This is a genomic window from Bradyrhizobium sp. USDA 3240 (genome assembly GCF_054063295.1).
On record NZ_JBSSGD010000002.1, the window covers coordinates 4378766 to 4392089 of the forward strand.

14 protein-coding genes are annotated in these 13324 nt (G+C 65.7%); 11 read left to right on the forward strand and 3 right to left on the reverse strand.

Translation table 11 applies throughout. From position 1 onward, the window contains the following. Positions 1-182 precede the first annotated feature (182 nt). From ACVIGA_RS21355 to ACVIGA_RS21370, 4 genes are all read left to right on the forward strand, one after another. Positions 183-1118, forward strand: a complete 936-nt coding sequence (locus ACVIGA_RS21355) for a hypothetical protein (protein WP_456670853.1) — start codon at positions 183-185, stop codon at positions 1116-1118. Between the two features lie 97 nt (positions 1119-1215). Then, on the forward strand, positions 1216-1926 hold the full coding sequence (gene pncA, locus ACVIGA_RS21360) for a bifunctional nicotinamidase/pyrazinamidase (protein WP_456667872.1): 711 nt from the start codon (positions 1216-1218) through the stop codon (positions 1924-1926). Positions 1927-1946: 20 nt separating this feature from the next. Next, positions 1947-2801 carry a helix-turn-helix domain-containing protein gene (locus ACVIGA_RS21365; RefSeq protein ID WP_456667873.1) on the forward strand — a complete coding sequence of 285 codons (855 nt, stop codon included), beginning with the start codon at positions 1947-1949 and terminating at the stop codon, positions 2799-2801. A 68-nt stretch (positions 2802-2869) separates the two neighbouring features. Next, entirely contained in the window at positions 2870-3295 is a 426-nt protein-coding gene (locus ACVIGA_RS21370; protein WP_456667874.1) for a VOC family protein, read from the forward strand. 45 nt (positions 3296-3340) lie between these two features. Here ACVIGA_RS21370 and grpE read toward each other — a convergent pair whose 3' ends face one another. Together grpE and hrcA are read right to left on the reverse strand one after the other, a co-directional pair. After that, a complete protein-coding gene (gene grpE / locus ACVIGA_RS21375) occupies positions 3341-3946 on the reverse strand; it encodes a nucleotide exchange factor GrpE (protein WP_223971426.1) in 606 nt (201 codons plus the stop codon). Between the two features lie 163 nt (positions 3947-4109). Next, positions 4110-5198, reverse strand: a complete 1089-nt coding sequence (gene hrcA / locus ACVIGA_RS21380) for a heat-inducible transcriptional repressor HrcA (protein ID WP_092120971.1) — start codon at positions 5196-5198, stop codon at positions 4110-4112. A 195-nt stretch (positions 5199-5393) separates the two neighbouring features. Here hrcA and rph point away from each other — a divergent pair, with 195 nt between their 5' ends. From rph to hemW, 3 genes are read left to right on the forward strand one after another with little or no spacing between them, the layout of a single operon-like run. After that, positions 5394-6107: a ribonuclease PH gene (gene rph / locus ACVIGA_RS21385; protein ID WP_021078183.1), complete on the forward strand. Its 714-nt coding sequence runs from the start codon at positions 5394-5396 to the stop codon at positions 6105-6107. Positions 6108-6118: 11 nt separating this feature from the next. Beyond that, positions 6119-6754 (forward strand): RdgB/HAM1 family non-canonical purine NTP pyrophosphatase, encoded by a 636-nt coding sequence (rdgB, locus tag ACVIGA_RS21390; RefSeq protein WP_456667875.1) that lies wholly within the window; start codon positions 6119-6121, stop codon positions 6752-6754. Continuing rightward, entirely contained in the window at positions 6741-7898 is a 1158-nt protein-coding gene (gene hemW, locus ACVIGA_RS21395; protein ID WP_456667876.1) for a radical SAM family heme chaperone HemW, read from the forward strand. Before rdgB ends, hemW begins: the two co-directional genes overlap by 14 nt. A gap of 193 nt (positions 7899-8091) precedes the next feature. On the opposite strand, the gene ACVIGA_RS21400 is transcribed toward hemW, so the two are convergent. Beyond that, the gene (locus tag ACVIGA_RS21400) at positions 8092-9297 is read right to left on the reverse strand and encodes a penicillin-binding protein activator (RefSeq protein ID WP_456667877.1); all 1206 of its coding nucleotides are present in this window, start codon (positions 9295-9297) and stop codon (positions 8092-8094) included. A gap of 222 nt (positions 9298-9519) precedes the next feature. On the opposite strand from ACVIGA_RS21400, the gene rsmI reads away from it, so the two are divergent. The 4 genes from rsmI (at position 9520) to ACVIGA_RS21420 (ending at position 12982) form a co-directional block, all read left to right on the forward strand. Further along, positions 9520-10473 (forward strand): 16S rRNA (cytidine(1402)-2'-O)-methyltransferase, encoded by a 954-nt coding sequence (gene rsmI, locus ACVIGA_RS21405; protein ID WP_456667878.1) that lies wholly within the window; start codon positions 9520-9522, stop codon positions 10471-10473. Further along, the gene (locus ACVIGA_RS21410; protein WP_166212917.1) at positions 10460-10843 is read left to right on the forward strand and encodes a YraN family protein; all 384 of its coding nucleotides are present in this window, start codon (positions 10460-10462) and stop codon (positions 10841-10843) included. Before rsmI ends, ACVIGA_RS21410 begins: the two co-directional genes overlap by 14 nt. A gap of 30 nt (positions 10844-10873) precedes the next feature. After that, on the forward strand, positions 10874-11821 hold the full coding sequence (gene gshB, locus ACVIGA_RS21415; protein ID WP_223971408.1) for a glutathione synthase: 948 nt from the start codon (positions 10874-10876) through the stop codon (positions 11819-11821). A gap of 189 nt (positions 11822-12010) precedes the next feature. Next, positions 12011-12982, forward strand: coding sequence for an MBL fold metallo-hydrolase (locus ACVIGA_RS21420; protein WP_223971405.1), 972 nt, complete (start codon positions 12011-12013; stop codon positions 12980-12982). The last annotated feature ends 342 nt before the right edge of the window (positions 12983-13324 follow it).

The following is a 13324-nucleotide window of genomic DNA, read 5'->3' on the forward strand; positions in this document are numbered from 1 at the left end:
ACTGGAAAGTGCCCGCCAATCAAGGCGAAAAGCCCATGGAATCGAGCCGGCTGGCCTGGAGCGGAGATTTGGCGGCCTGTTGCAGGGCCATCAAAACCGCTAAAAGCGGTTCGACTGAAGAGGCCATCCAGCCCTGCATCGGCCCCGTTGCGCGGCCACCAAGCAAAACCGGTAGATCCCCCATGACGCCTTTTCGAATTCTCGTTGCGGTTGCCTTGCTGATTGCTGCCACCTGTCGTGGCTATGCCGCCGACGTGGTGTTTCCGCCGGGCGCGCATGTCGGGATGAAACCGCTGGTGGGCCTCGTCCGCGCCAAAGCCTTCATCGGCTTCGAGACCGAGGACCGGGGCGTCAAGGTGCTGATCGCCGACCTGCCCGCGGACGCCTACAACGAGGTCGTGACCGCCTTCAAGGCCAACCCCGCCGGCACCGGAAACATCAAGCCCGAGAGCCTCGAGACGCCGGCCGGCCTCGCCTACTACACCGTGGAGAGCGCCCGCGACGGCGCCAGCAATGTGCGGCGCTACTCCATGATCCTGCCGGGGCCGACCTTCTCCGGCTATGTCGCGGTGCAGGTGCCGGAGAACGCGAGCAAGATCTACACCGACGACGCCGTCCGGCAGATGTTCGCCTCCGCCGAAATCCGCAAGGATGTGCCGGTCGACGAGCAGCTCGGCATGATGCCGTTCAAGGTCACCGAGCTCAGCAGCTTCAAGAACATCCGCATGCTGGCGCCGGGCGCAGCGCTGCTGATGGCCGACGGCGACGACAAGGCCCTTGAGGCCAAGCCCTTCATGCTGCTCGGCATCATCACTTCGGCGCCGGCCACGCCCGACGATCGCGGCCGCTTTGCCCAGCAGATCGCCACCACGATCCCCGGTGTGCGCGACGGGCGGATCACCATGTCCGAACCGATCCGGATCGACGGCCAGCCCGGCTTCGAGACCCGGATCGACGCCGTCAGCGGCAAGGACAACACCCCGGTGACCATCGTGCAGTGGCTGCGGTTCGGCGCGCAGACATCGCTGCGCATCATCGGCAGCTCGCCGCGCACCGATTGGGAAACGGCCTTCCCGCGCTTCCGCGCAGTCCGCGACGGCATCCAGCCGCGCGGCTGATCGGGCCGGTCGCAAGGCCGGTCGGAAAAATCCCACTTTCGTCGCTCGCCGAACGGAACTAGCCTCCTCGCGCGGTATCAAAGCGAGGAGGGGCGCGATGTTGGATCGACGACAGATAGTTGCAGGCCTCGGCACGTTGGCGCTTGCGACCCTGGTTCCGAAAAGTCTCTGGGCGGCCGCGACCAAGCCCGACGATGGCTCCGCGCTGCTCGTGATCGACGTCCAGAACTGCTTCCTGCCAGGCGGCAGCCTCGCGGTGAAGGACGGCGAGCAGGTGGTGCCGGTCATCAACAAGATCGCCAAGAGCTTTGCCAATGTGGTGATGACGCAGGACTGGCACACGCCCGGACACGTCTCGTTTGCCTCGGTCCACGCCGGCAAGAAGCCGTTCGAGACCATCGACCTCACCTACGGCAAGCAGGTGCTGTGGCCCGACCACTGCGTGCAGGGCACCGACGGCGCTTCGCTGTCGAAGGAGCTCGCGATCCCGCAGGCCGAGCTGATCATCCGCAAGGGCTTTCACAAGGACGTCGACAGCTACTCCGCCTTCACCGAAGCCGATGGCAAGACCACCACTGGACTCGCCGCCTATCTGAAGGCGCGCAATGTCGAGCGGGTTTTCGTGGCCGGGCTCGCCACCGATTTCTGCGTGGCATGGACCGCGCTCGATGCGCGCAAGGCCGGCTTCGAAACCTATGTCGTGGAGGACGCCTGCCGCGGCATCGACACCCAGGGATCGCTGGCCAAGGCCTGGACCGACATGGACAAGGCCGGCGTCAAGCGGATCCAGTCGTCGGATATCGCGTAGGCATTCCGCGCGAGAGCCACATGGCCGAGCTCGAGGCCCCCGTCGCATTCGACTTCGCGCGGCGCTCGCCGTCGCCGCGCATGACAGGCCTGATTGTCGGGATGACCGGTTACCGCGAGACGGCGGCAGGCCGCTTCTTCCACCGTCAGACCGCTCCCCTGATCGTGCCGTTGATCATCAGCTTCGGCTCGCCCTATCTGATCGCGCTCGCGCGTCAGCCTGGACCATCCGACCGTCAGCTCAGCTTCACGGCCGGACTGCACGCCGGCCCCGTCAACATCGAGTCCGACGGCTGCGCCGAATCCGTGCAGGTGGATTTCACGCCGCTTGGCGCCTATCGCTTCTTCGGCGGCGCCATTGCCGAGCTCACCGGGCGCATGGTCGATCTTGGCGATGTGCTGGGCCGCGATGGGCGGCGGCTGCGCGAGCAGATCGGCGCCGTACCGTGCTGGCGGCGACGCTTCGACCTGATCGAGGATTTCGTGCTTCGCCGCCTCGGCCGCGGACCGTCCGAGGAAGTCGCGTTCGCTTATCGAATGTTGGCGCGATCGGGCGGCACCGCCCGGATCACGGCGATCGCTTCGGAGATCGGTTGGAGCCGTAAACACCTCGCCGGCCGGTTTCGATCCGAGCTTGGCCTCGCGCCCAAGCCGGTGGCGCGCATGATGCGCTTTCATCGGGCTTGCCGTCTTGCGCAGGCTGGCACAGCCGACGGCTGGGCCGCGATCGCTGCGGAGAGCGGCTACGCCGATCAAGCCCATCTCGCCCGCGAGTTCGTCGAGTTTGCCGGGGAACCACCGACCGCCTGGGCACGCCGCCTGACGCTGACCGACAGCCGGCTGTCCCATTCCGGCGAGTTGCTGGCCGACTGGTAACAAACCTTCAAGCCGAAGCCGGATTGCCTCGTGCAGAGTGGCGCCATCAGCCCAGGAGATGAGCCACCATGACGCACGACATCGAACCGCCCCGCATCTATCCGACCCTGCGCTGCAAGGACGCCGAGGCGATGATCGTCTGGCTCAAGACCGTGATCGGATTCACCGAGCACGTGGCCTACCGCGACGGCGGCGTGATCCACCACGCCGAGCTCGCCTACGGTTCCTCGATACTGATGCTGGGCCAGAGCCGCGACGATGCCTACGCCAAGCTGGTCGGCGATGTCACCGGTCGCCGCACCGATTCAATCTACATCGCCGTCGACGATCCCGACGCCCTGCATGCGAAAGCCAGGGCGGCAGGTGCAAAGATCGAAATGGAACTGCGTGACACGGATTATGGCAGCCGCGATTTCGCCTGCCGTGATCCGGAAGGAAATCTCTGGAGCTTCGGCACCTATTGGCCGAAGGCGCATGAGAAGCCGCTGCCGTGAAACGACAGCGGCAAGCTCAGAGCTTCAGGGCTGGCGTCGGACCGATCAGACCGTGATGTCGGCGCTCGGGGCGGCCTTGGCGCCGCCCTTGGAGACGCCGACCAGCGCCGGACGCAGGATGCGCTCGCCGATCATGTAGCCGGCCTGCACGACCTGCACCACCGTGCCCGACGGCACCGAGGTGTCCGGCACCTCGAACATCGCCTGCTGGAAGTTCGGATCGAACTTCTCGCCGATCGGATCGAACTTCTTGACGCCGTTCTTCTCCAGCGCGTTGAGCAGCGAGCGCTCGGTCAGCTCGACACCTTCGATCAGCGCCTTCAGGCCGGGATCGGCCGATTCCTTGGTCTCGGCCGGCACGGCATCGATCGCGCGCTGGAGGTTGTCGGCGATATCGAGCACGTCGCGGGCGAAGCCGGTGATGCCATAGGTCTTGGCGTCGGCAACCTCGCGGCGGGTGCGCTGACGGAGGTTCTCCATCTCGGCCAGCGTGCGCAGCGTGCGGTCGCGCGCCTCGGCCAGTTCCTTGGTCAGCGCCTCGGCCGATCCCACCTCGGGATCGTCAGGCATGATGTAGGGCTTCGAGACCACGGGCTCACCCGTCGGCGCCGAATTCTCGGTGTTGTCATTGGCCCGGTTCGGATCGGTCATGGCTTGCCTTCTCGAAAACTCGCGTCGGTTCAAATCTTGGGGATTGCTGCCCGGGATATCGTGCTTTAGGAGGCGAAAATCAAGCGCAACATACCGGTTTCGGGAACAGGGACCTCCGGCTTGAGCAACGAAAACCGTCAAATGAAAGCGAAATCCTCTCCGGTCAGCCGCCCAGCATCTTGCTGACGATGCGCGCGGCATAATCGACGGTCGGGATCACCCGCGCATAGTTCAGCCGCGTCGGTCCGATCACGCCGAGCACGCCGACGATCCGGCCCTGGGCGTCGCCATAGGGCGCGATGATGGTGGAGGAACCCGACAGCGAGAACAGCTTGTTCTCCGAGCCGATGAATATCCGCACGCCCTCGCCGCGCTCGGCACGGCCGAGCAGATCGATCACGCCGCGCTTGGTCTCGAGATCGTCGAACAGCGACTTGATGCGCTCGAGATCGTCCAGCGCATGCAGATCCTCGAGCAGATTGGCGTGACCGCGCACGATCAGCTGGCGGTCCTCGTTTGCGCCGCCGGACCAGCTCGCGATGCCGGCCGCGACGACCTTCTGTGTCAGCTGATCGAGCTCGGCGCGGTTCTGCGTCAATGCCGTCTCGAGCTCGAGCCGCGCTTCGGCCAGCGTCCGGCCACGGATCCGCGCATTGAGGAAATTGGTCGCCTCCGTCAGGGCCGAGGACGGCACGCCCGGCGGCAGCGCCAACACCCGGTTTTCAACCTGGCCGTCTTCACCGACCAGCACGACCAGCGCCTTCTCCGGCTCCAGCCGCACGAATTCGATGTGCTTCAGCCGCGCATTCGACTTCTGCGTCAGCACCACGGCGGCGGCACGGGTCAGCCCCGACAGCCGCGTCAACGCTTCGCCAAGCGCCGCCTCGACCGATTGCGCACGATCGACCGCCGCGAGCTGGGTCTGGATCGATTGCCGCTCGGCCTCGGTGAGGTCGCCGACCTGCATCAGGGCGTCGACGAAGAAACGCAGGCCGAGTTCGGTCGGCAGCCGGCCGGCAGAGGTGTGCGGCGCATAGATCAGGCCGAGCTGCTCGAGATCCGACATCACATTGCGGACCGAGGCCGGCGACAGCGGTAATGCGATCAGGCGCGAGATGTTGCGCGAACCGACCGGTTCGCCGGTCGCAAGATAGCTTTCGACGATTTGACGAAAAATGTCGCGCGACCGCTCATTGAGCTGGGCGAGCCCGGCATGCGGGGCGATCAGGCCTATCGGATCGTGGTGAGTCAAACTCCAGTCCTTCACAATTGCTGCCTAATCTGTCGCTCCCGGAGGCCGGTGACAAGCATCCATTCGGCCCCCTGGCACCCGGACCATTCCGGGGCCAAAACCCTCGCCAAAACCCTTGCCAAAACCCTTGCCGCTGCCGCTTCCCCCTCCTACAAGCACGCCCAGCCCTATCTCTCGGAATTCTGGAGGATTTCCATGCGGCCAAGCCGCCGTGCGCCCGATGAACTGCGTCCTGTGTCGCTGGAACGCGGCGTCGTCAAATATGCCGAGGGTTCCTGCATGGTGAAGTTCGGTGACACCCATGTGCTGGTGACCGCCACGCTGGAAGAGCGGTTGCCGCCGTGGCTGAAGGGCCAGGGCCGCGGCTGGGTCACCGCCGAATACGGCATGCTACCGCGCGCCACCCTGGAACGCACCCGCCGCGAGGCCTCCGCCGGCAAGCAGGGCGGCCGCACGGTCGAGATCCAGCGGCTGATCGGCCGCTCGCTGCGCGCGGCCGTCGACCTCGAGGCGCTCGGCGAGCGCCAGATCACGGTCGATTGCGACGTCATCCAGGCCGATGGCGGCACCCGCACCGCCTCGATCACCGGTGCCTGGGTGGCGCTGGCCGACTGCATCAACTGGATGAAGACCCGCAACATGCTGAAGACCAACGTGTTGCGCGACAACGTGGCGGCGATCTCCTGCGGCATCTACCAGGGCACCCCGGTGCTCGATCTCGATTATGCCGAGGATTCCGAGGCCGACACCGACGCCAATTTCGTGATGACCGGCGACGGCCGCATCATCGAGGTGCAGGGCACCGCCGAGAAGACGCCGTTCTCGCAGGACGAGTTCCTGGCGCTGATGGCCCTGGCGCGCAAAGGTGTCGCGCGTCTGGTCGACTTGCAAAAGATCGCGGTGGCGTAGTCAGATTGGCCATGCATCGCCGAATCACCGGAAGGCTCGTCATCGCCACCCACAATCCCGGCAAGCTTGCCGAGATGCGGGAACTGCTGGCGCCGCACGGCGTCGAGGCGGTGTCGGCCGGCGAGCTCGGTCTCGCCGAGCCCGAGGAGACCGGCGACAGCTTTCGTGCCAATGCGGCGATCAAGGCCATCGCTGCGGCGAAGGCGACGGGATTGCCGGCCTTCGCCGACGATTCCGGCCTCGTGGTCGACGCGCTCGACGGCGCGCCCGGGATCTACTCGGCGCGCTGGGCCGGCGAGGGCAAGGATTTCATGGCGGCGATGACGCGGATCGAGCGCCTGCTGCAGGAGCGCGGCGCCATCGCGCCGGACCGCCGAAGTGCGCACTTCGTCTCGGCGCTGTGCGTGGCGTGGCCGGACGATCACCTCGAAGAAGTCGAGGCCCGGGTCGACGGAACCCTGGTCTGGCCGCCACGCGGCACCGCCGGATTCGGCTATGATCCGGCGTTCCTGCCCGACGGTTACACGCGGACCTTTGGCGAGATGAGCAGCATCGAGAAGCACGGCCTGCCGCCGCTCGGACTCGGCCTGTCGCATCGCGCCCGCGCCTTCGTGAAGCTCGCGGAGATTTGCCTTGAGCCACGCTGAACGAGAAGCCTTCGGCGTCTACGTGCACTGGCCGTTCTGCCTGTCGAAATGCCCGTATTGCGATTTCAACAGCCACGTCCGGCATGCGCCGGTCGACGAGGCGCGCTTCGTGCGCGCGTTCGCCCGCGAGATCGAGACCACGGCCGCGCGGGTGCCGGGACGCGAAGTGTCCTCGATCTTCCTCGGCGGCGGCACGCCGTCGCTGATGCAGCCGCAGACCGTCGGCGCCGTGCTCGATGCGATCGGCAAGCACTGGCGGGTCTCGCGCGACGTCGAGGTCACGCTCGAGGCCAATCCGACCAGCGTCGAGGCGACACGCTTTCGCGGCTATCGCGCAGCCGGCGTCAACCGGGTCTCGCTCGGCGTGCAGGCACTGGACGATGCGTCGCTGAAGGCATTGGGCCGCCTGCACACCGCGCGCGAGGCGCTCGACGCGGTTGCGATCGCGCGAAGCGCATTCGACCGTTACTCGTTCGATCTGATCTACGCGCGTCCCGACCAGACGCCGCAGATGTGGGCGGACGAATTGAAGCAGGCGATCTCGGAAGCGGCCGAGCACCTGTCGCTCTATCAGCTCACGATCGAGGAAGGCACGCCGTTCTTCGGGCTGCATGCCGCCGGCAAATTGCAGACCCCGGATGAAGCGACCGCGCGCGCGCTCTACGACGTGACGCAGGAGGTCTGCGCCCGCGAGGGATTGCCCGCCTACGAGATCTCCAACCACGCCCGCGCCGGCGCGGAGTGCAAGCACAACCTCGTCTATTGGCGCGGTGAGGAATATGCCGGCATCGGTCCCGGCGCGCATGGAAGGCTCGACATCGACGGCGTCAGGCACGCGACCGCGACCGAGCGGCGCCCCGAGGCCTGGCTGTTGAACGTCGAGGAACGCGGCCACGGCGTCGTCACCGACGACAGCCTCAACAGCGAAGAGCGCGCCGACGAATTCCTCCTGATGGGGCTGCGGCTCGCCGAAGGCATCGATCCCACGCGCTATGCGAAGCTCTCCGGCCGCAAGCTTGATCCGCACCGGATCGCGATGCTGCGCGAGGAAGGCGCCATCGCCGTCGATGCCGACGGACGGCTGCGCGTGACCAAGTCGGGATTCCCGGTGCTCGACGCGGTCGTTGCGGATCTCGCCGCCTAGAGCCTATCCCGTTCCGATTGAATCGGAACGGGGCTCTGGATTCTTATTTTGACGCGTTTTCTTCACGCGAACCGGTATCCACTTCGCTCGAAAACGCTCCAGGCGAACGCCGCTAGAATATCGAAAACAACCCCATGCAAAGTAGCTGGCGGGCATCGGCGCCTCGACAGGGCAGCTCGAACGCCTAACGAAATCAGGCGCCGAAACTCTTCGGCGAGCCTGCGACCGGCGTGCTTCCAGCCGAAGCCACCTTCATGACCGCAAGGCCACGCTCATTGGTGCCGTCGGACCGGAAGCGGAACAGGCCGTCGATGCCGGCAAAGCCGGAGGGATTGGTCAGCGTCTCCGGCGCAAAGCGCTGCGCGCCCTGGGTGCGTGCCAGCGCCGCCATCAGCGCCACGGCGTCATAGGCAAGCGTTGCGGTGCGCACCGGCTCGCCGCCGAATTTGGCGCGATAGCGGCCGGCGAATCCGCGGAAACCTGACGGATCGGGCGCGGCGTAGAGGCCGCCTTGCAGGACCGGGCTCGCGAACACCCGCGGATTGTCCCACAACCCGGTACCGAGCAGCTGGATGTTGCGCAGATTGGCACCCGCCGCGGTCAGCGCATCGGCGGTAGCGACCACCGAATCGCCGTCGTCGGCGAGCAGCAGCGCGTCGGCCTGGCCCAGCGCCTGGGCCACAGTCCGCGCCGGCGTCGCGCGATCGGCGCCATATTTCTCGAATGCGATGACGCGGCCGTTCTTGCGGCCGACCGCCTGCTTGAACGCGGCCTCGACCACGTTGCCATAGGCGTTATCAGGCACCATCGCGGCGAACGAGCGTTTTCCGATCCCCGAGGAATAGTCGACGATCCGATTGATGTCGGACTCCGGCAGGAAACTCAGGAGGTAGACGCCGTGCCCGGCGACGCTCGAATCGGTGGAGAATGCGATCACCGAGGTGCCGCGCGGCCGCGTCAGTTGCGCGGTGGGCGGCACCGAGCCTGCGAACAGCGGTCCCAGAATGATCTCGGCGCCCTCGGACAGCGCCTGCTGGGTGCCCTGCGCCGCGCCCTGCGGGCTGCCGCCATCGTCCTTGATCAGGAGCTGAATATTCGGGTTCTGAAATTCCGCGAGCGCCATTTCGGCGGCGTTCCGCATCGACTGTGCGGCGAGCCCGGCATTGCCGGAAGCCGACAGCGGCAAAATCAATCCAATCTTGACCTGCCCGGTGCCGACCGCCTGCGGCTGTTGCTGCGGACCGGCAGGACCGGCTTCCGGGTTGCCACTGGAAAATTGGCTCAAGCTCTGCTGGATGCCGGAACAGGCGCTCAGCAACGGCGCGCCCACGAGCAGGCCAAGCGCGGTCCGCCGGGTCGTGCCCGACGGCGGGGACGTACGGTGATGCGGGCCTTCCATCGTCTCTCTTCTCTTGACCGACCACGATCGGCCAGGACTCCATCCAGCTCTGATGAGGCGGGTGGATTCAGGCATATTGTCGGCGAATAGTTAACTAAAACAAAAGGATTATGGCCCCGCGGCGCCGTTGCCGCGGCCTCCATTTCCCTCCCCTCAGGCGGCGTTCCGTCACCGCCATTTGCGGATGTGGCGCAAGCGCTGCCATCCCTCTAGATTGGCATTATGCGCGCAAAAGCCAGTTCCCTCCACCATTCGGATGCCTCGACGGGCGCTGCAGCCAAAACCTTTTCGATCGGCGGCCAGCAGCTCGCTGCGCCAAAGGCCAGGCCCGGGCTGCACCTGGTCGCGACCCCGATCGGAAATCTCTCCGACATCACCCTGCGCGCGCTCGAGACGCTGGCGGGTGTCGACGTCATCGCCTGCGAGGACACCAGGATTACGCGCCGGCTGACCGAACGTTACGCGATCACCGCCGAACTGGCCCTCTACCACGAGCACAACGCGGCCCAGGCGCGGCCCAAGATCCTCGAGCGGCTGGCCCAGGGCGCCGCGATCGCACTGGTTTCCGACGCGGGCACGCCGCTGATCTCCGATCCCGGCTTCAAGCTGGTGCGCGAGGTCTGCGCCGCCGGGCATGCCGTCATCGCGGTGCCGGGGCCATCGTCGGTGTTGACTGCGCTGTCGGTTGCGGCACTGCCGACCGACCGGTTCTTCTTCGAGGGATTTTTGCCGTCGAAGGAGCACGCGCGCCGCGCGCGGCTCACCGAGCTCGCCCGGATCGATTCGACGCTGGTGATGTTCGAATCCGGCAATCGGGTGCAAGACACCCTGCGCGATCTCGCCGCGACCATGGCTGGACGCGATGCGGCGATCTGCCGCGAGCTGACCAAGCTGCACGAAGAGGTCAAGCGCGCGACGGTCGCCGAGCTTGCGGCAGGCGCGGACGCGCTGGAGACGCGCGGCGAATTCGTGCTCGTCATCGGACCGCCGCCAGACGATGCCGGCGTGATGGGCCAGGAGGCACTCGACGATCTGCTGCGCGTGCAGCTCGCCCGCGGCAGCGTCAAGGATGCGGTGGCGCACGCGGTCGAGCTGTCGGGCCGGCCGCGCCGCGAGGTCTACGCCCGCGCCCTCGAGCTCGCGAAGACTTCCGGGGACGGCGATGGCGAAGACTGACAGCGCCTCGCCCGAACGCGTCGCCGCGTTCCGCACCGGCATCTCGGCCGAAAGCCGCGCCGCGGCGCTCCTGATCGCCAAGGGCTATCGCATCCTGGCGAGACGCTTCCGCACCCCCTATGGCGAGATCGACCTGGTGGTGCGCCGGCGCAATCTGCTCGCCTTCGTCGAGGTCAAGGCTCGGGCCAGCCTCGACGACGCCGCCTATGCGGTGACGCCGCGCCAGCAGCAGCGCATCGTCAATGCCGCCCAGGCCTGGCTGATGGCACATCCCGAACATGCCGAATTTGATCTCAGATTCGACGCCGTGCTGATTGCGCCGAAGAGCCTGCCGCGCCATCTGTTAGCGGCATTCGACGCAAGCCCTTAAAGTTACCCTCAGACCTCGCGGGACACGCTTATGAAATTGAAGATCGCCGTCCAGATGGATCCCATCGCGCGCATCAACATCCGCGGCGATTCGACCTTTGCGCTGCTGCTCGAGGCGCAGAAGCGCGGCCACGGCATTTCCTACTACACGCCCGACAAGCTGTCGCTGCGCGGCGAGGAGCTGGTGGCGCCGGTGCAGTCGCTCACCGTGCGCGATGAGGTCGGCGATCACTTCACGCTGGGCGAGCCGAAACGCGAGGCCCTCAACGGCTTCGACGTCGTGCTGCTGCGGCAGGACCCGCCGTTCGACCTCGCCTATATCACCTCGACGCATTTCCTCGAGCGCATCCATCCGAAGACCCTGGTCGTCAACGATCCGGCCAGCGTGCGCAACGCGCCGGAAAAGCTGTTCGTGATGAATTTCCCGCAGCTGATGCCGCCGACCCTGATCTCGCGCGACCTCGACGAGATCAACGCCTTCCGCGACCAGCACGGCGCCGTCGTCATGAAACCGTTGCACGGCCATGGCGGCGCCGCGGTGTTCCGCGTGATGCCGCAGGACATGAACTTCGGCTCGCTGTTCGACATGTTCTCGGTCACCTTCAAGGAGCCGTGGGTGATCCAGCGCTTCCTCCCCGAGGTGAAGCATGGCGACAAGCGCATCATCCTGGTCGACGGCGAATTCGCCGGCGCCGTCAACCGCGTGCCGGCAGCGGACGATCTGCGCTCCAACATGGTGCGCGGCGGTGCGGCCAAGGCGACCGAGCTCTCGGATCGCGAGCGCGAAATCTGCGCCACGCTTGGGCCGGCGCTGCGCGAACGCGGCCTGCTGTTCGTCGGCATCGACGTGATCGACGGCAATCTGACCGAGATCAACGTCACTTCGCCGACCGGCATCCGCGCCATCCAGCGGCTCAACGGCCCGGATGTCGCAGCGATGATCTGGGATACCATCGAGAAGAAGCGCGCCGCGAAATAATCCTCCTCCCTTGTGCGCCGCACAGGCTGGCTGAAATTTAGCCAGCGTACGGGCGCGTGTGCGTTCGCCTTATTCTACTTGCCAGCTTGCGCGGGCGAGGGCAGCATTCTCTTGCCTGCGTCAGGTCAAGCGGCGGGTCAACGCGGGCGACAACGCGAAAACATCATAAAAATTGTGGAGGAAGACGTTATGACGCTCAATGTCTCACGACGATCCTTGCTCGCGCTCGGTGCCGGTCTCGGCGCCAGCACACTTCTCGGCAGCACTGCACAGGCACGCGCGCCGAAGCTCGGCACGCAGACTCCCTATTGGCACCGCTTCGTTCTCGGCGATGCCGAAGTGACCGTCGTCTCCGACGGCCCGCTTCCGCTCGGCGATCCCTCCGGCACCTTCACCGGCGTGCCGAAGGAAGAAGTGAAGAAGATGCTCTCCGACAACTTCCTCTCGCCCGACAATGTCGTGCTCGAGCAGAACTCGCCGATCGTCAACATGGGCGACAGGCTGATCCTGTTCGATACCGGCATGGGCACCTCGAAGGCCTTCGGTCCGACCACCGGCCGGCAGCAGAAGAGCATGCAGGAAGCCGGCATCAAGCCGGAGGACATCGACGCCGTCGTGCTGTCGCACGCGCATATCGATCATATCGGCGGCATCGTCGGCGCCGACGACAAGCCGCTGTTCCCGAATGCGCAGTACTACATCGCACAGAGCGATCTCGATTTCTGGACCGATGAAGGCAAGATGGGCAGTCCGTTGAAGGACTTTGTGGTGCACGCCCGCAAGAACCTGCTGCCGGTGCGCGACCGCATCGTGTTCTTCAAGGATGGCCAGGAATTCCTGCCCGGCGTGACGGCGATCGCAGCGCCCGGCCACACCGTGGGTCACTCCATCTTCATGGTGAGCTCGGGCGGCAAGTCCTTCGCCTTCCTCGGCGACCTCTCGCATCACGCGGTGCTGCTGTTGGAGCGGCCCCGGATGGAGTTCTCCTACGACACCGATCCGAAGCAGGCGGCGAACTCGCGGGTCAAGCTCCTCGAGATGCTGGCCGCGAACAAGACGCCTGTGATGTCCTATCACTTCGCCTGGCCGGGCTACGGCCACGTCGCCAAGGCCGGTGAGGGCTTCCATTACTATCCGGAACCGATGCAGATGACGTTGTAACGTCGGCGCATCCGGGGGTCGGCGCGTGTCGCCCCCGGATGTTCCCTTAATGTTCTTGCGCTGGGCAGCGGGATATTGTACTTCACGTACCCAGATGGCCGTAAGCGATTCAACTCGTTAAGCTATTGTGAATCTTGACTGAATCTTTGATTTTTGCTATCAAGAGCCCCGTCACGGTCGCCAAGTTGCCAACCGGGTCGACCGTGACGGCTCTTACTCCTGTCCACTGACAGGGCAGCTACTGCACCCTACCTACGCGCCTTTGGCGAGGTCGCGGCGGAGGGTTCTACATCCCCGATACACTGGGGCTAGGAAGGACGACCGGATTCGATACCGGCATTT

Excerpts from the sequence above, each read along its gene's own strand:
- ACVIGA_RS21355 (WP_456670853.1), top strand. The coding sequence starts at position 183 with ATGACGCCTTTTCGAATTCTCGTTGCGGTTGCCTTGCTGATTGCTGCC.
- pncA (WP_456667872.1), top strand. The coding sequence starts at position 1,216 with ATGTTGGATCGACGACAGATAGTTGCAGGCCTCGGCACGTTGGCGCTT.
- ACVIGA_RS21365 (WP_456667873.1), top strand. The coding sequence starts at position 1,947 with ATGGCCGAGCTCGAGGCCCCCGTCGCATTCGACTTCGCGCGGCGCTCG.
- ACVIGA_RS21370 (WP_456667874.1), top strand. The coding sequence starts at position 2,870 with ATGACGCACGACATCGAACCGCCCCGCATCTATCCGACCCTGCGCTGC.
- grpE (WP_223971426.1), bottom strand. The coding sequence starts at position 3,946 with ATGACCGATCCGAACCGGGCCAATGACAACACCGAGAATTCGGCGCCG.
- rph (WP_021078183.1), top strand. The coding sequence starts at position 5,394 with ATGCGGCCAAGCCGCCGTGCGCCCGATGAACTGCGTCCTGTGTCGCTG.
- rdgB (WP_456667875.1), top strand. The coding sequence starts at position 6,119 with ATGCATCGCCGAATCACCGGAAGGCTCGTCATCGCCACCCACAATCCC.
- ACVIGA_RS21400 (WP_456667877.1), bottom strand. The coding sequence starts at position 9,297 with ATGGAAGGCCCGCATCACCGTACGTCCCCGCCGTCGGGCACGACCCGG.
- rsmI (WP_456667878.1), top strand. The coding sequence starts at position 9,520 with ATGCGCGCAAAAGCCAGTTCCCTCCACCATTCGGATGCCTCGACGGGC.
- ACVIGA_RS21410 (WP_166212917.1), top strand. The coding sequence starts at position 10,460 with ATGGCGAAGACTGACAGCGCCTCGCCCGAACGCGTCGCCGCGTTCCGC.
- gshB (WP_223971408.1), top strand. The coding sequence starts at position 10,874 with ATGAAATTGAAGATCGCCGTCCAGATGGATCCCATCGCGCGCATCAAC.
- ACVIGA_RS21420 (WP_223971405.1), top strand. The coding sequence starts at position 12,011 with ATGACGCTCAATGTCTCACGACGATCCTTGCTCGCGCTCGGTGCCGGT.